This window comes from Streptomyces sp. NPDC008079 (assembly GCF_042957385.1).
Lineage (GTDB): Bacteria > Actinomycetota > Actinomycetes > Streptomycetales > Streptomycetaceae > Actinacidiphila.
Genome location: NZ_JBIBIC010000007.1, coordinates 48,677 through 64,370, shown reverse-complemented (window position 1 = coordinate 64,370; position 15,694 = coordinate 48,677). Strand labels below are relative to the sequence as shown.

Below are 15,694 nucleotides of genomic sequence, written 5' to 3'. Positions count from 1 at the left end.
AGGCATAATCGAAGTCATGAACGACTGGCCGGGGCCGAAGACGACCAGCTTCGCGGCCATGCTGCGCGGCCTGCGGGAAGCCCGGTCGCTGACCCAGCAGGAGCTGGCCTCCGCCGCGGGACTCTCCGTCGAGGCGGTCAGCGCGTTGGAACGGGGGCGGCGGACCCGGCCCCAGCCGCACACGGTGCGGTCGCTGGCCTCGGCGCTCCAGCTCCGCGAAGCGGACCGCATGGCGCTGCTGTCCATCCTGGGCCGGGCCGGGGACGGGACGTCCGAAATGCCGGCCCGCACGTTGACACCCCGCCCGCCGTCACCCCCGGCCGTCCCGGTGATCGGGCGGGACGGCGAGGTCGCCGAGATCGTCGCCGCCCTGCGCACCGCGCCGGGCCGGCTGGTGACGCTCACCGGCCCCGGCGGGGTGGGCAAGACCACCGTCGCGCTGGCGGCCGCGGACGCGGTGGCCGCGGACCATCCGGGGGCCGTGTACTTCGCGGACCTGACCGACGTCACCGACCCGGACGACGCCATCGCCGCCGTGTCCCGCTCCGCGGGCTCCCACAGCGACACGGTGACCGGCCTCGCCGCGCACCTCACCGGCACGTCGGCTCTGCTCGTCCTCGACAACCTGGAGCGCGTCACGGCCTGCGGCCCGCAGCTGGCCGAGCTGCTGACGGCATCCCACGACGCGGTGATCCTGGCCACCAGCCGCGTCCCGCTGCGGGTACGCCGGGAACGTGAGGTGCGCATCGCTCCCCTCGGCCCGGCCGCAGCCGTCCGGCTCTTCGGCGAGCGGCTCACCGCCGCCGGCGCGCCGCCGACCGGGAGCGGGGACGACGGCGCCGTCGCGCTGCTGTGCCGACGGGCCGACGGGCTGCCGCTGGCCATCGAGCTCCTGGCTGCCGCCGCCGCCCGACTCGGACCACGGGAACTGCTCAAGCGGGTCGATCAGCTGGCGGATCTGCCCGTGGCCGGCCCGCGGGACCTGCCGGCGCGGCAACGCACCATGGCGGCCACCGTCGAGTGGAGCTGCCGGATGCTCGGACCCGCGGCCCGGCGACTGCTTCCCCGGCTCGCCATGGTCCCGGGCAGCTTCTCCCTCGACATCGTCGAGGCGGTCGCCGCGCCGGATGCGTCGGACGCGGTGGGCGCGCTCGCCGAGTTGGTCGAGCACTCCCTGGTCACCCGCGGCGCCGACGCGGGACCGGTCGCGCGGTTCCGGCTGCTGGAACCGGTCCGCCGGTACGTGTTCGAGGCACTCGGGCCGAACGACCGCTACCACATCCGTCGGAGCGTGGCCCAATGGGCCTTGCGGGCAGCGCGCGAACAGGGTGCGCGAATCCGTGGCCGCGGCGACTTGACGGCCGTCGTAGAGGTTGAGGCGGATCGCCATGTGCTGCGGCTCGGCTTCGATCACCTCGTCGATTCCCGTCGGCACGACGACGCCGCCGAACTGCTGTGGTCGGTGTGGCTGCCGCTGTGGATGACCGGGCACACCCACGAGGGGCTCGACTGGGCCGACCGCTTGCGTGAGCACGACCTGAGCGAGCGGGGCCGGGCCCGCTGGCTGGTGGCGCGTGCCGGGTTCCACCGCGTCGCCGCGGACCTGTTCGCCACCGCGGAGCGGGCGATGCGGCTGGCCGAGCGGATCGACGACACCTCGCTGGCCGCCGAAGCGGCGATCTTCGCGGCGGCGGCGGCGCTGCGTCTGGAGGACTTCGACGCTTCGGTGTCTTTGCTGGCCAGGGCGGAGGCCCACGTCAAAGCGCGCCTCGACGTCGAACGCGACGTGTGGGCGGCTGTGCACGTGCTCATCGGCCGCGGGGACGGCGCGCTGCTGCGCGGTGACCGGTCCGCGGCGGCGCGGCACTGGCGCGCCGCCGCGGCCACGGCGCGGGAGCTGGGCAGCGAGTTCTCGGTGGCCGCGGTCCTCGCGGAGTGCGCGCAGGCGGCCCGCGGCGAAGGGCGCCTGACCGACGCGGCCTCGATGCTCGCCGTCGCCAGCGAGCTGGGCCCCCAACAGGACGAGTACCGGGCGCGCCTGGCGGGCGTGGCCGCGGCCGTGGCCACGGACCTCGATGACCTGGCGTCAGCGCGGTGGTGGGAGGACGCGGCGGGGCCGGACGCACCCCTGCGGGACACCGATGAGCTGGGCGAGCGGTTCCGGGAGCTCGTCCGGCGCGCCGACACCGTCTCGGGCCGGGACTGAGCTGAGCCGTCCGCCCGTACCGGCGGTGTCCGGTCGGTGTCCGGAGGTTTCCCGCGAGGGGGCGGCGGGATTCGAGACCGTCGACGGCGCCGGGGAGCCGCGCCCCCTCGGACCGCGTACGGCCGACGTCAGATGAGGATCACGATCTTTCCCCGCACATGTCCGCGCTCGGAGAGGGCATGGGCCCGCGCGATCTCCTCCAGCGGGAAGGTCCGTTCGACGCGCGGTGCGTACCGGCCCTGCTCGCCGAGCGCGGCCGCTTCGGCGAGAAGCGTGGAATCGTTCACCGCGTTGGCCATACGGACCCCCAGACGTTCCGCGTTCGCGTAGTCGGCGACCGTCAGCACGCGGGCGGGGTCGCCGGCGATCTCGATGAGGTCGGGGAGGGAGCCGGAGGCGGCGGCGTCGAGCACGAGGTCGACCCCGTTCGGGGCCAGGTCGGCGAGACGTTCCGACAGGCCGGCACCGTAGGTGGTGGGAAGGGCTCCGAGTGAGGTGAGGAAGGCGTGGTTGCGCTCACTGGCGGTTCCAATCACGGTGGCTCCGAGGGCGACCGCGATCTCGACCGCCGCGCCGCCGACGCCTCCGGCGGCGCCCTCGACGAGCAGGGTGCGCCCCGCGAGCGGGCCGAGCGCCTTGAGCCCGCTCAGCGCCGTCACGGACACCAGACCCGCCCCGGCCGCCTGCTCGTCGGTCCAGGCGGCGGGCGCGGGCGCCCACGCCGAGAGCACGGCCAGCTCCGCCGTCGCCCCCGTGACTCCGCCCAGCCCGAAGACGCGGTCGCCCACGCTCACTCCGGTGACGCCCTCCCCGATCATGTCCACCAGGCCCACGGCGTCGCGGCCAGGTATCGCGGGCAGGTCCACTGGGAGTACGTCGCGCACCTCCCCGCTGCGCACTTTCCAGTCGACGGGGTTGACGCTGGCCGCCACGACGGCGACGCGGATCTCTCCGGGACCCGGCAGCGGGTCCTGGACCTTCTCGACCGTGAGGGTCTCCGTACCGCCGTACTCGTGGTACCGGGCTGCGCGCATGATGTCCTGCCTTGTTCGTCCCGACGGCTTGGTGTGCCTTGACATCGACCAGGCTAAAACCTGACATCAGTGTCAGAGGCAAGTCGGGCAGTCAAGGGGCAGAGCGCGCGTAGGCCCGCGGTGTGGAGCCACGGACGGTGACCAGACCCTTGACGACCTCGTCTTCGGTGATCTCCGGGTAGGCGTCCGGCCGGGCGACAGAAAGCCAGGGTCCGCGAGCTAGGACCGCGCGGCGGCGTTCTCGCCGAGGTCCAGGTGGTCCGGGCGATGCGGCAGCGTACGGGCGCCGGTGGTACGGAGCCCGTCGAGGGCGAGTTCGAGGTAGCGGCGCCACGCCTGGGGCTGTGCGGCCAGCAGGGGCGCCGCCGTCTGATGGATGCCCGCGAGGAGCAGCACGATGTCCGTTCCCGTGACGTCCCCGCGGACGGTGCCCTGCTCCTGCGCCCTGGCCGTGAGCACGTCGGCCGCGTCGCGAAGGCGGCCGATCCCGTCCCGCACCCCGGCGTGATCCAGCGAGGGCCGTCCGATCACTTCACAGAAGGCGCGGTCGGCGGCCAGCGCCCCGACGCCGTCGGCCATGAACTCCGCCAGTGCCCGCGCCGCGTCGTCCGCGTCGGCGAGGCGCTCCGCCGTGCCGGTCAGCCGGTCGAGAAGTCGCAGCATGATGGCCGCGAGCAGGTCCTCCTTCGAGGCGAAGTGCCGGAACACGGTGCCTTTGGCGAGGCCGGCACGCTGGGCGATCTCGCCCATCGACACATCCGTGCCCCGCTCGGCGAACGCCTCCGTCGCGGCCTGGAGCAGCAGACGCCGGTTGCGGACCATGTCCGCCCGCCGACCTGCGGTCTCTGTCGTCTCGCTCATGCGTACTCCCTGGTCAGGAGGTCCAGCCTACCAGCAAGGTGACCGCCGGGTCAGCTTAGGTATACGGTCAATATGACCCGGCGGTCACCTTCTGTCGGGCTGGCCGCGCCGTCGCCATGACGCCTCGCGGATCACCGCCGCTTCATCACGCGCCGTCTTCGCGGCGCACCACCGGAGGAAGACATGAACAGCACCCTTGACGGCAGGACCGCACTGGTCACCGGCGCCTCCTCGGGCATCGGCCGGGCCACCGCGCTCGCCCTGTCGAAGGCGGGCGCCCGGGTGGCTGTCGGAGCGCGCCGGGCGGACCGTCTGACGTCGCTCGCGCAGGAGGCGCCGGGTGAACTCCTGGTCCTGGAGCTCGACGTCACCGACCGTCAGTCCGTACAGGACGCGGTCGCGGCCACCGTCGACCGCTTCGGCGCCCTCGACGCCCTCGTGAACAACGCGGGCGTCATGCTCAACGGACCGATCCTGAACGCGGACACCGCCGAGTGGCGCCGCATGGTCGACACCAACCTGCTCGGATCGATGTACACCGCCCATGCCGCCCTGCCCCACCTGCTGGAAAGCAGGGGCGCCGTGGTCCAGATCTCCTCGACCTCCGGGCGCACCGCGTCGGCGGGCGGCGGTGTGTACGCCGCCACCAAGTTCGGCGTCACCGCCTTCGCCGAGTCGTTGCGGCAGGAAGTCACCGCCCAGGGCGTACGGGTGATCGTCGTCGAACCCGGAATGGTCGCGACCGAACTGCTCACCCACATCACCGACCCCGCCCTGCGGGACTACGCCAAGACCTATGCCGAATCGATGCGGACGCTCAACGCCGAGGACATCGCCGACGCCGTCCTGTACGCGCTCACCCAGCCCGACCACGTCGCGGTCAACGAGATCCTGATCCGACCGACCGATCAGACCCGCTGATTCGGACGAGGAGTTGAGCCCGGTGTCCTCGCCGGTCGGCGGCCGCGTGGCGTGGTGGGCGAGTTCGAGGGCGAGGCGGGCAAGCATGCGGGACGGCCGGCCGTAGATGGCCGGATCCAGCCAGCATCAACCGGACTTCCCGGACATGAGGGCGGTGGCACACCGCCTGCCGCGTCACCGGTTCGACGGAAGCGCTGAAAGGGCCGACCTGCGGAAATATCCTGGGACGAGCCGAAGGGTCCGTTCGGATAGGAGTGCCCCCGGCAGGACTCGAACCTGCGGCCAAGCGCTTAGAAGGCGCCTGCTCTATCCACTGAGCTACGGGGGCCGGACAGTGGCCGCGGCTGTCTCCGCCCCTGGGTGGTTCCGTGACCTTGTACCGAGGTCAAGGATAGGGCGCTACATGCCTGCCGCCGGTTGCTTCACCCGCGTGACACGTTGTGGAGGTTCGGTGAAGTGGTCCGATAATCGCAGGCATGTGCAGAACGTGCATCGCTTTTGACGCCTCGGATCGCTGCTGTTGTGCACTCGTTATGCCGATGGCTCATTCTGCCCCATCGACACCATGGGCCGCCCCATTTCATGTAGTGCGGGCCGAATGGGGTGATTTACCCGAAATACGCTTCAAAAATGCTCCAATATGGGGCATTCTGCGGGTGTGGCGATCTTGGACGTACGGCCCGAGCTGCTCGACGCGCTGTCCGCGCTGCGCGACCGCGTCGACGCCGCACGCTTCCCCTTCCCACTGCGCGGAGCCGCCCGCGCCCGGCGTACCCGACAGGAGTTGCTCGCCCAGCTCGACGACTACCTGGTGCCCCGGCTGAAGGCGCCCGAGGCCCCTCTGCTGGCCGTCGTGGGCGGTTCGACGGGCGCGGGCAAGTCGACCCTCGTCAACTCCCTTGTCGGCCGCCGCGTCAGCGAATCCGGGGTTCTCCGGCCGACCACCCGCACCCCGGTGCTGGTCTGCCACCCCGAGGACCGCGCCTGGTTCGCGGACCCGCGCGTCCTGCCGGGCCTCAACAGGGCCTGGGCGGTACGCCAACGGGTGGGTCCGGGCGGCGCGGCCGGGGGCGGCAGGCCGGGCCGGGGCGACAGCGGCGACCGGAACGGCGACCGGAACGACGACCGGCGCGGCCGGGGCGACCGCACCGACCGCGGCGAATCCGGACGCGCCGAACTGCGCCTGGAGACCGACGACAGTCTGCCCCGCGGCCTCGCGCTCCTGGACGCCCCCGACATCGACTCCCTCGTCACCCGCAACAGGGAACTGGCCGCCGAGCTGATCTGCGCCGCCGACATCTGGGTCCTGGTCACCACCGCCTCCCGCTACGCCGACGCCCTGCCCTGGCATCTGCTGCGCACCGCCAAGGAGTACGACGTCACGCTCGCCACCGTCCTCGACCGCGTCCCGCACCAGATCGCGGACGACGTCGGCAGGCACTACGCGGCGCTGCTCGGCAAGGCGGGCCTGGGCGACGTACCCCGCTTCACCGTTCCCGAACTGCCCGAATCCGCGGGCGGCGGCGGCCTGTTGCCGCAGACCGCGGTGGCCGCGCTGCGGGAATGGCTCGCGCACTGCGCCCAGGACCCGGCCGCCCGCCAGCACGCCGCCCAGCGCACCGCCGTCGGCGTACTGGACTCCCTGCGCGGCCGGTTGCCCGCCCTCGCCTCCGCCTCCGCCGCCCAGCACGCCGCCGCCGTACGCCTGGCGCGCGGCGCGGAGGACGCGTACGAACAGGCCGGGGAGCGGATCGACACCGCGATCGGCGCGGGCGTCCCGCTGGCCGGTGAGGCCCTCGCGCACTGGCAGGGCTACCCCGCGTGCGGCCCCGACGCCCTCCAGCACGCGCTCGCCGAGGAGTTCGCGGCCCTGCTGCGGACCGAGACCGACGCCGCCGACGAACGCGTCGTCGCCAACTGGCAGCGCGACCGCGCCGGATCGGCGCTGCTCGGCGAGCCCTCCGCGCGGCCCGACCGCGACCGCGTCGCCGTCGCCGCCCGGATCGACAAGGGCGTACGCCGCTGGCGCCGCGGTCTGACCGAACTGTCCTACGCGCAGGCGCGGGCCGCCCGCGACGCCGACCGGCCGCCCGTCGACCCCGAGGACGTGGCCGCGCTGCTGGCGACCGCGCTGCTCGGCGGCAAGCGCGGGAGCGCCGCGGGTGAGCGCCTGGCCGAGACCGTCGGCGTACAGGCCGCGCTGCGGCTGCGCGACACCGCGCGCGACCGGCTGGACGACGCCGTCGCAGGGCTGCTGCGCGCCGAGCGGGACCGGCGGCTGGCCCCGGTCGACGGCTACGACGTGACCGCGCGGCAGCAGGCGTCGCTGATCGCGGCGCTGTCCGTACTCCAGAGGGAAAGGTGACCACGGTGGCCACGACGACCGGCAGTTCGGCACGATCGGCGGCGAGCGGGTCCACGGACGCGGCGGGGGACGGGCCGGGACGTGTCCCGGGCCCGTCGTCCTCCGCGCCGTCCGCTTCCCCGTCCGCCGCTTCTTCGTCCGCCGCTTCTTCGTCCGCCGTTTCTTCGTCGGTCGCTCAGGGGCGGGGGAGCGCTACGGACGCGCTGACCGTGCGGGTGGACGCGCTGGGCGAGTTGCTGGGGCTGTCCAGGACGCGGATCAGCCCGGACGCGCTGGCCGAGACCGGCGAGCTGCTGGAACGCCTGGGCGAGCGGCGGCGGTTGTCGCTCGACCACACGGTGGTGGCGCTGGCCGGGGCGACCGGCAGCGGGAAGTCCACGCTCTTCAACGCCCTGGCGGGGCTCGCGCTCTCCGAGACCGGCGTACGGCGGCCGACCACCGCGAAGCCGGTCGCCTGCGCCTGGCAGCCGGAGCGGGCGGCCGGGCTGCTCGACCGGCTGGGGATCGCACCGCAGGACCGTTACGCCAGGCGCGGCGCGCTGGACGCGGCGGGGGAGTGGCCGGGGGACCTGTCGGAGGAGCTGTCGGGGACCGAGGGCGCCTTCGCCGCCGACGGCGCCACCGGGCGCGCGGAGAGCCTGGACGGGCTCGTCCTGATCGACCTGCCCGACCACGACTCGGCCGCGACCGGCCACCGTGATCAGGTGGACCGGCTGCTGGGCCTGGTGGACGTCGTCGTCTGGGTGCTCGACCCGGAGAAGTACGCGGACGCGGCCCTGCACGAGCGCTATCTGCGCCCGCTGTCCGGGCACGCCGACGTGACCGTGCTGGTGCTCAACCAGATCGACCGGCTGCCCGGCGACTCGGTCGATCTGGTCCTCGACGACCTGCGGCGGCTGCTGGACGAGGACGGCCTCGCGGTCGGCGAGCACGGCGAGGACGGCGCCGTGGTGCTCTCCGCGTCCGCGCTGACCGGCGAGGGCGTCGCGGACCTGCGCGCCGTACTGGCCCAGTTCGTCACCGACCGCGCGGCGGCCGGAAGGCGGCTGGCGGCCGACATGGACCGCACGGCGAGCAGGCTGCACCCGCTCTACGTCGGCGAGGGCGGCGCCGGGCTCACGGACTCGGCGCGCGAGGAATTCGTGGACCGGCTCGCGGACGCGGTGGGCGCGGCCGGGGCAGGACAGTCGGCGGAACGGGACTGGGCGGGAGCGGCGGAGGGGGCCTGCGGTACGCCGTGGGGTCGGCTGATCGGTGAACGGGCCGCGGCCGGCGCCGGTTCCCGCGGTGAGCGCCCGGCGCAGGGTTCACCCGTACGAGCGACCCGTACGGGCGGCGGCGGGCTGTCCGCGTCCCGGCCGGTGGTCGACGAGGCGGTCCGCGGCGTGGCGGCCGACGCGTCCCGCGGGCTGCCCGCGCCCTGGGCGCAGGCGGTACGTGACGCGGCCCGGCGCGGCGGTGACGGGCTGCCGGAGGCGCTGGACCGCGCGGCGGCGCGGGCGCGGCCGGGGGCGCCGGAGCGGCCCGGCTGGTGGTCGGCGGCCGGTGGCGCGCAGTGGCTGCTGATGGCGCTGGCCGTGGCAGGCGCGGTCTGCCTGATCTCGGTCGCGGTGGGTTCGCTCGATCTGACGTGGTGGCTGCCGGTCGTGATGATCGCGGTCGGCGGACTCGGCGGCCCGGCCCTCGCCGGTGCCTGCCGGTTCGCGGCCCGCGGGCCCGCCCGGCGGTACGGCCAGGCCGCCGAGCGGCGGCTGCGGGACGCGGCGGCGGACTGCGGCAGGGCCCGGGTGCTCGAACCGGTGGCGGCCGAATTGATGCGGTACCGCGAGGTGCGCGAGCAGTACGCGGTGGTCGCCGGGGCGCATTCCGCGCACGCGGCGCATTCCGTCCGCACTTCTCTGGGAGACCACTCGTCCGAGTGACGAAGTTATCCACAACCGGCCGGTAATCCACAGATTCCGGCCGGTTTCTCCATGCCTGGTCGAATTCCTGCACGATGTCCTTACGGCGTCCCGCGGGGGGCGCGATCGGCAGGGAGGGCAGAGAAATGAACGAGACGCTTGTGACCGTGGTGGGAAATGTGGCCACCGAGCCGGAGACCCGGCAGACCGCGACCGGTGTGGCCGTCACCCGCTTCCGGCTGGCGACCACCTCGCGCCGGTGGGACGCCGAGCGCGGCGCGTGGACGGACGGGGCCACGAGCTTCTACACGGTGTGCGCGTGGCGGACGCTGGCCTGGCATGTGAAGGAATCGGTCGGAGTCGGTGAACCCTTGCTCGTCCAGGGGCGGTTGAGGATCCGTGAGGAGGAGCGTGAGGGTCGGCGCTATCTGACCGCGGAGATCGAGGCGGTGGCGGTCGGGCACGACCTGGCGCGGGGCGTCTCGCGGTTCAGCCGGGTCGCGGCGAGCATGACCGGGGCGGGGGCCGCGTCCGCGTCCGGAGCGGCGGGGGCCGTGGTGGGGAATGCGGTCGGGAGCACGGCCGGGAACACGGTCGAGACGCCGCCGGTGGTCGCCCGGCCGGATCCGGCGCCGCCCGTTCCGGCGGGGGCGCCCTGAGTATCCGGAGTATCCGCTTTCGGCGGCATTTCCCGGGATGAATTCTGTCGATGACTTATCGACAAACACGGAATCATGCAATTGTGCCGATAACGATTGGGATTCGAAAAGGCGCTGCGGGGACTCTCTTGGTGAGCGTGTGACGCCTGGTTCCTAGGATCTCCTCGTTCAGCACGCACGGGGGCCGGAACTGCGCAGGCAAGGCGATCCTCTGAACGACCAACGCGCCTTGCCCGGAGGGGAAATCCATGTTCAAGACCTACAGGCGGGGCGCCGCCCGCCTCGCGGCGGCCGGCATCGCCACGGGCCTGCTCGCGGCGGGCGTGATGGCGGGAGCGGGCGCGGCCGTCGCCGCCCCGAACGACGGCACGACGCCGTCGGCCACGGGCGCCACCGCCGTGCTCGGCGGCATCGAGAAGGACAAGGCCGACCAGGCCGTCGTCAACCCCGGTGCCAAGGACGAGTACGACGTCACCGCCGGGCTCTTCTCGATGGCCGTGACCGGTGGCGGCAGCATCGAGACGTACTGCATCGACTTCAATCACCACACCGTCGACAAGGCGACCTACAACGAGGTCACCTGGGACAACTCGACGCTGAAGGACAACAAGGACGCGGGCAAGATCGCCTGGATCCTCAACAACTCCTACCCCAAGGTCGACGTGGCGGGCGTCACGGACACCCTCAAGGCCGCCGGGGTCACCCTCGACCACCCGCTCACGCCGGGCCTGGCCGCGGCCGGTACTCAGGTGGCGATCTGGCACCTGTCCGACCCGGGGGTGAACGTGCAGGCCAAGGACAGCGACGCCAAGGCGCTCGCGGAGTACCTGGACAGCCACGCGCAGACCCTTGAGGAGCCCAAGCCCTCGGTGACGCTCGACCCGCCCGCCGTCTCCGGCAAGTCCGGCGACCGGCTCGGTCCGGTGACCGTGCACACCACCGCCGACGCGGTCGACGTCAAGCTCGGCGCCGACGCCCCGGCGGGCGTCAAGATCGTCGACAAGGACGGCAAGGCGATCAGCGGTCCGGTCAAGAACGGCACCGCGCTCTACTTCGACGTCCCCGCGGGCACCGCGGACGGCACCGCCCCGGTGACCGTCGCGGCCACCACCGAGATATCCGTCGGCCGTGCCTTCTCCGCCACGGACACCTCCAGCCAGTCGCAGATCCTCGCCGGTTCGCAGAGCACCACCGTCACCGCGGCGGCGACCCTGTCCTGGGCCAGGAAGGGCCCGATCCCGGCGCTGTCCGCGCAGGTCGTCTGCGCCAAGAACGGGGTCGACGTCACCGCCGCCAACCAGGGCGACGAGGACTTCACCTTCGAACTCGAAGGCAAGAGCTACACGGTCGCGCCCGGCAAGTCCCAGACCGTCACGGTCCCCGTCCAGGAGGACCAGAAGTACAAGATCGACATCACCCTGCCCAACGACCAGGTGAAGACCTTCGAGGGCGTCCTGGACTGCAAGACCGCCACCACCCCCGGCCCCACCCCGACGGCCACCCCCACCAACGCCCCCAGCCCCGCCACCTCCGGCAGTACCACCGGCGGCACCGATCTCGCCGAGACCGGTAGCAGCAGTGCCACCCCGATGATCGCGGGCATCGCCATCGCCCTCGTCGTCCTCGGCGGCGCCGCCGCCTTCTTCTTCCGCCGCAAGAAGAACACCCCCACCGCCTGACCCGGGGCGCCCCACCGCGAACGGGTCCTGCCGCACCGGAGGGTGCGGCAGGACCCGTTCGCACACCCGCCCCCGTCCGGTCCGCGACGCCTACCGCGACGCTCGTGCGAACAGCGGCTTCCGTCGGCGCTCAGCAGGCACGCGAGACGTACACGACGTACACGTGGTCAGAACCTTCTTCGTCAGCGTGCTGATGCTGGGCGGCGTCGTGCTGACCCACCGGGAGGCCAAGCGCCGGGCGGTCGCCGGGCGGGGGTGGGGGAGGGACCCGTTCGCACGGATGGGTGGACGTACGGCAAGATGTGGTGTTTCTCATCCCAGCCGGGCACGAAGTAGCCCCCCACCAGCGGTTTCCCGTTGATGAGGGGCCGTCTCAGGCGGCGTGGGCGTCTCTGGGCCGTCATGGGCGTGACCGGCGGTCCGGTACATCGCGCTGATGGCGCTCCCGGTCCGGGTCTCGCTACTCGGCATCAGGTGCCTGTACACCCGCAACGTGAACCCCGGTCGCTGTGCCCGAGGTGCAAGCTCAGCGCCTTGACGTTCTCTCCGACGTCGAGGAGCACCGAGGCGTAGAAGTGCCGCAACGCGTCCATACCGTGCTCTCGGGCAGCTTCGTAGCGCTTCCCCTTCTCCGGTACCGGGATGATCCCGGCGGACGCCAGAGCGGGCTTCCACGCCTGATCGTTGAAGGCGTTGCTCCAGACCGCCGAACCCGCACCGCTGGTGAAGATCAGACGATGCGTCACCTTCGGTCCGGTCGGCGTCAGCCAGGGCAAGGTCACGTCGACCGGCGGGAAGCGCTTGATGTGCTCGGTCAGCGCGGCCAACACCTCGGGATCGAGCGGGACGTCACGGATCTTGCCCCGCTTCGAAGGTGCGAACACGAGGCCGCCCCGGAGCTTTGACCTGCTGTCGCACGTACAGCCACCCAAGATCCCCGATGTTGTCGACGGCAAGGCCGAAGATCTCACCCTGCCGGAGACCGCAGCCCCCGCCGACATCGGCTGTCGCCTGGTATCGGTCCGGCAGACCTTCGCGGACTGCGAACACCTGCTCCGCCGACCACGGGTGCACTCGGATCGGAGCCGGACGAGGAGCCTTCACCGACCGGGCACGACAGGGATTCGGTGGCAACAGCCGGTCGTCTACCGCCGCGTTGAGCACGGAGGACACCGCATCGAAGATCAGCCGCCGATACGACGAGGCCGTCACGGGGTCCTCAAGCTCACGAAGCCACTCGCGCACGTGCTCCGGCTGGAACGAGCCGATCGGACGGCTGCCCAGGTACGGCATGGCGTGGAGGCGCAGACGCCCCCTCAAGGGCGGCCCGGCTGGTGAGGTCGGTCGTCAGCGCGGCGAGCCAGCGTTCCGTGTACTCCCGGAACGTGGTCCGAGAAGTGCGGGGGTCGATGCACTGGCCCCGACTCATGTCGGCTTCCAGGCTGGTCAACCAGGCTTCAGCCGCGCGCTTCTGCCGGTCGGGGAAGCTCTTGCTCTTTTCCGTACCGTCCGGGCCGACGGGTCTGCTGCACGATCGGGTGACGTCTGATCTGGCTTGCCCTGTGGGGCGGGTGGGAAGGATGTTGCTGTGCCCACGCCTTATCCGGAAGAGTTCCGCGTGGATGTTGTGCGGGTCGCGAGAAACCGTGGCCCGGGCGTGACGGTGGAGCAGGTGGCCGCGGACTTCGGAGTCCACGCGATGACGCTTGGGAAGTGGATGCGCCGGGCGGACATCGACGATGGCTCCAAGCCCGGAACGACCGGACAGGACAATGCGGACCTGCGGGAAGCGCGTCGGCGCCGCATCAAGTTGCTGGAGCAGGAGAACGAGGTTCTGCGCCGGGCCGCTGCCTATCTGTCGTAGGCGCATCTGCCGGGAAAAGGATCTATCCGCTCGTGAAGGAGCTGGCCGACGGCGGGGTGCCCGTCACGGTCACGTGCCGGAACGAGATCGCCATGACGCACGACCCTGCCTCAACGCGCCCGCAACGATGGGGCAATCGAAGCTCAGGCCGCGTGGCTGTCAGAGCTATAAGCGAACCCCTCGAACCGACCCCGGGAACTTGGTAGAACCTCGCGCAGAAGTGATGAGGCAGACGGCCCTGTCCGCACCCCGGGTCCCGTCCTTTACCGTGCGGGCGACCTCATCAGGCAGCAGTGTAGGCGGGCGAGGTGCCGGGCCGTGGGGCCGTCTGTGGGCCGTGCGAGGGTGACCGGGGGGGTGACCGAGAATGACAGGCGGTCACGGAGGGTCGCGGGACGGGCCGCAGGTCAGGGGCGGGGGAGGGGGCGGTGAGGTACCCATTCGCCCCGTGGGGTGGACGACTGGCAAGATGGGGTGTATCTGCCCTCACGCGGCGGTGCCGCACTGTGGCCCTACTCGATTGCCGGACGGTTTCTCTTGGCTGAGTTCATTTACACCATGCGCAAGGCCCGCAAGGCCCACGGCGACAAGGTGATCCTCGACGACGTGACGCTGAGCTTCCTGCCGGGAGCGAAGATCGGCGTCGTCGGGCCGAACGGCGCCGGTAAGTCGACCGTCCTGAAGATCATGGCGGGCCTGGAGCAGCCGTCGAACGGTGACGCGTTCCTGTCGCCCGGCTTCTCGGTGGGGATGCTGCTCCAGGAGCCGCAGCTCGACGAGTCCAAGACCGTGCTGGAGAACGTGCAGGACGGCGCCGCCGACACCATGGCGAAGCTCACGCGGTTCAACGAGATCGCCGAGCTGATGGCGACCGACTACTCCGACGCGCTGCTGGACGAGATGGGCAAGCTCCAGGAGCAGCTCGACCACGCCAACGGCTGGGACCTGGACGCGCAGCTCGAACAGGCCATGGACGCGCTGGGCTGCCCGCCCGGCGACTGGCAGGTCACCACGCTCTCCGGCGGCGAGAAGCGCCGCGTCGCGCTCTGCAAGCTGCTGCTCGAAGCGCCCGACCTGCTGCTCCTCGACGAGCCCACCAACCACCTGGACGCCGAGTCGGTGAACTGGCTGGAGCAGCACCTGGCGCAGTACGCCGGCACCGTCGTCGCCGTCACCCACGACCGGTACTTCCTGGACAACGTGGCCCAGTGGATCCTGGAGCTGGACCGCGGCCGGGCGCACCCCTACGAGGGCAACTACTCCACGTACCTGGAGAAGAAGGCGGCCCGCCTGAAGGTCGAGGGGCAGAAGGACGCCAAGCGCGCCAAGCGCCTCAAGGAAGAGCTGGAGTGGGTCCGCTCCAACGCCAAGGGCCGTCAGGTGAAGTCCAAGGCCCGCCTGGCCCGTTACGAGGAAATGGCCGCCGAGGCCGACAAGGTGCGGAAGCTGGACTTCGAGGAGATCCAGATCCCGCCGGGCCCGCGCCTGGGATCCATCGTGGTCGAGGTCAACAACCTCTCCAAGGCGTTCGGCGACAAGGTGCTGATCGACGACCTGTCGTTCACGCTCCCGCGCAACGGCATCGTCGGCGTCATCGGCCCGAACGGCGCGGGCAAGACCACGCTGTTCAAGATGATCCAGGGCCTGGAGACCCCGGACTCCGGCTCCATCAAGGTCGGCGAGACGGTCAAGATCTCCTACGTCGACCAGAGCCGCGCCAACATCGACCCCAAGAAGACGCTGTGGGCCGTCGTCTCCGACGAGCTGGACTACATCAACGTCGGCCAGGTCGAAATGCCGTCCCGCGCCTACGTCTCGGCCTTCGGCTTCAAGGGCCCGGACCAGCAGAAGCCCGCGGGCGTGCTCTCCGGCGGTGAGCGCAACCGCCTCAACCTGGCGCTCACCCTCAAGGAGGGCGGCAATCTGCTGCTCCTCGACGAGCCCACCAACGACCTCGACGTCGAGACCCTGTCGTCGCTGGAGAACGCCCTGCTGGAGTTCCCCGGCGCGGCCGTCGTGATCTCCCACGACCGGTGGTTCCTCGACCGGGTGGCGACGCACATCCTCGCGTACGAGGGCGAGAGCCGCTGGTACTGGTTCGAGGGCAACTTCGAGTCGTACGAGAAGAACAAGGTGGAGCGGCTCGGCGCCGACGCGGCCCGGCCGCACCGCGCCACGTACAAGAAGCTGACCCGCGGCTGAGG

Annotated in this window: 10 protein-coding genes, 1 tRNA gene and 1 pseudogene; 8 read left to right on the top strand and 4 right to left on the bottom strand. The window is 71.8% G+C overall.

Features of this window, described 5'->3' with window-relative positions:
- The first annotated feature begins 16 nt into the window (after positions 1–16).
- Positions 17–2,206: a helix-turn-helix domain-containing protein gene (locus tag ACFZAM_RS17050; protein ID WP_391046798.1), complete on the top strand. Its 2,190-nt coding sequence runs from the start codon at positions 17–19 to the stop codon at positions 2,204–2,206.
- 128 nt (positions 2,207–2,334) lie between these two features.
- Here the strand turns inward: ACFZAM_RS17050 and ACFZAM_RS17045 are convergent, their stop codons facing one another.
- Together ACFZAM_RS17045 and ACFZAM_RS17040 are read right to left on the bottom strand one after the other, a co-directional pair.
- Entirely contained in the window at positions 2,335–3,240 is a 906-nt protein-coding gene (locus ACFZAM_RS17045; protein WP_355337125.1) for an NADP-dependent oxidoreductase, read from the bottom strand.
- A 219-nt stretch (positions 3,241–3,459) separates the two neighbouring features.
- Positions 3,460–4,101 (bottom strand): helix-turn-helix domain-containing protein, encoded by a 642-nt coding sequence (locus ACFZAM_RS17040; protein ID WP_355337127.1) that lies wholly within the window; start codon positions 4,099–4,101, stop codon positions 3,460–3,462.
- A gap of 183 nt (positions 4,102–4,284) precedes the next feature.
- Here ACFZAM_RS17040 and ACFZAM_RS17035 point away from each other — a divergent pair, with 183 nt between their 5' ends.
- The gene (locus tag ACFZAM_RS17035; protein ID WP_391046795.1) at positions 4,285–5,022 is read left to right on the top strand and encodes an SDR family NAD(P)-dependent oxidoreductase; all 738 of its coding nucleotides are present in this window, start codon (positions 4,285–4,287) and stop codon (positions 5,020–5,022) included.
- Between the two features lie 255 nt (positions 5,023–5,277).
- Here the strand turns inward: ACFZAM_RS17035 and ACFZAM_RS17030 are convergent.
- Positions 5,278–5,350, bottom strand: a tRNA-Arg gene (locus ACFZAM_RS17030).
- Positions 5,351–5,689: 339 nt separating this feature from the next.
- On the opposite strand from ACFZAM_RS17030, the gene ACFZAM_RS17025 reads away from it, so the two are divergent.
- The 4 genes from ACFZAM_RS17025 to ACFZAM_RS17010 all read left to right on the top strand — a co-directional run bounded on the left by ACFZAM_RS17025 (position 5,690) and on the right by ACFZAM_RS17010 (position 11,626).
- Positions 5,690–7,387 carry a dynamin family protein gene (locus tag ACFZAM_RS17025; protein ID WP_355337244.1) on the top strand — a complete coding sequence of 566 codons (1,698 nt, stop codon included), beginning with the start codon at positions 5,690–5,692 and terminating at the stop codon, positions 7,385–7,387.
- Between the two features lie 209 nt (positions 7,388–7,596).
- Positions 7,597–9,309 carry a dynamin family protein gene (locus ACFZAM_RS17020; RefSeq protein ID WP_391046793.1) on the top strand — a complete coding sequence of 571 codons (1,713 nt, stop codon included), beginning with the start codon at positions 7,597–7,599 and terminating at the stop codon, positions 9,307–9,309.
- Between the two features lie 125 nt (positions 9,310–9,434).
- Positions 9,435–9,947 (top strand): single-stranded DNA-binding protein, encoded by a 513-nt coding sequence (gene ssb, locus ACFZAM_RS17015; protein WP_391046791.1) that lies wholly within the window; start codon positions 9,435–9,437, stop codon positions 9,945–9,947.
- Between the two features lie 248 nt (positions 9,948–10,195).
- Positions 10,196–11,626, top strand: coding sequence for an LAETG motif-containing sortase-dependent surface protein (locus ACFZAM_RS17010; protein ID WP_391046788.1), 1,431 nt, complete (start codon positions 10,196–10,198; stop codon positions 11,624–11,626).
- A gap of 387 nt (positions 11,627–12,013) precedes the next feature.
- Here the strand turns inward: ACFZAM_RS17010 and ACFZAM_RS17005 are convergent.
- Positions 12,014–13,055: pseudogene (locus ACFZAM_RS17005) on the bottom strand (tyrosine-type recombinase/integrase); the annotation flags it as partial.
- Positions 13,056–13,214: 159 nt separating this feature from the next.
- Between ACFZAM_RS17005 and ACFZAM_RS17000 the strand changes: the two are divergent.
- Together ACFZAM_RS17000 and ettA are read left to right on the top strand one after the other, a co-directional pair.
- Positions 13,215–13,490, top strand: coding sequence for a transposase (locus tag ACFZAM_RS17000; RefSeq protein WP_391046786.1), 276 nt, complete (start codon positions 13,215–13,217; stop codon positions 13,488–13,490).
- A gap of 537 nt (positions 13,491–14,027) precedes the next feature.
- On the top strand, positions 14,028–15,692 hold the full coding sequence (ettA, locus tag ACFZAM_RS16995) for an energy-dependent translational throttle protein EttA (RefSeq protein ID WP_355337137.1): 1,665 nt from the start codon (positions 14,028–14,030) through the stop codon (positions 15,690–15,692).
- The last annotated feature ends 2 nt before the right edge of the window (positions 15,693–15,694 follow it).

What these genes read in the sequence shown, in the direction of transcription:
- ACFZAM_RS17050 (WP_391046798.1), top strand. Translation starts at nt 17, where the DNA reads ATGAACGACTGGCCGGGGCCGAAGACGACCAGCTTCGCGGCCATGCTG.
- ACFZAM_RS17045 (WP_355337125.1), bottom strand. Translation starts at nt 3,240, where the DNA reads ATGCGCGCAGCCCGGTACCACGAGTACGGCGGTACGGAGACCCTCACG.
- ACFZAM_RS17040 (WP_355337127.1), bottom strand. Translation starts at nt 4,101, where the DNA reads ATGAGCGAGACGACAGAGACCGCAGGTCGGCGGGCGGACATGGTCCGC.
- ACFZAM_RS17035 (WP_391046795.1), top strand. Translation starts at nt 4,285, where the DNA reads ATGAACAGCACCCTTGACGGCAGGACCGCACTGGTCACCGGCGCCTCC.
- ssb (WP_391046791.1), top strand. Translation starts at nt 9,435, where the DNA reads ATGAACGAGACGCTTGTGACCGTGGTGGGAAATGTGGCCACCGAGCCG.
- ACFZAM_RS17010 (WP_391046788.1), top strand. Translation starts at nt 10,196, where the DNA reads ATGTTCAAGACCTACAGGCGGGGCGCCGCCCGCCTCGCGGCGGCCGGC.